Annotated in this window: 1 protein-coding gene; it reads right to left on the bottom strand. The window is 64.9% G+C overall.

What is annotated here, in order from left to right; translation table 11 throughout:
- The coding region (locus AC1DPX_RS35120; protein ID WP_477242604.1) for a VCBS domain-containing protein at positions 1-500 on the bottom strand (500 nt) is incomplete at both ends.

Genomic DNA, 500 nt, shown 5'->3' with positions numbered 1-500 from the left:
GCTCCCGCTGCATCGATGGCGAAGGTGCCATAGGTCCCGACGGTGCCGGCCTGGGCGACGAAGGTCGCCGGGCTGTCGACATCGGAGATGGTCAGCGTGCCGGAGCTCGATATGTCGGTGGCCGAGTTCGTCTCGGTCAGGTTGCGCACGTCGGCCGACAGCACGGCGGCGTCATTGGTGCCGTCGATGTTGATGGTCACCGAAGTGTGGGTGCCGTCGGCGCTGACGACATCGAACGTGTCGGTGTAGGTGGTGCCGGCAGCGAACTCGTTGTGGGCCGAGCTTGCGGTGTAGGTCCATGCTCCCGCTGCATCGATGGCGAAGGTGCCATAGGTCCCGACAGTACCAGCCTGGGCRACGAAGGTYGCAGGGCTGTCGACATCGGAGATGGTCAGCGTGCCCGAGCTCGATATGTCGGTGGCCGAGTTCGTCTCGGTCAGGTTGCGCACATCGGCCGACAGCACGGCGGCGTCATTGGTGCCGTCGATGTTGATGGTCAC

This window comes from Mesorhizobium sp. 01N446, from assembly GCF_056399285.1.
The sequence above is the reverse complement of the archived record's forward strand: the minus strand, read 5'-3'. Positions and strand labels throughout refer to the sequence as shown.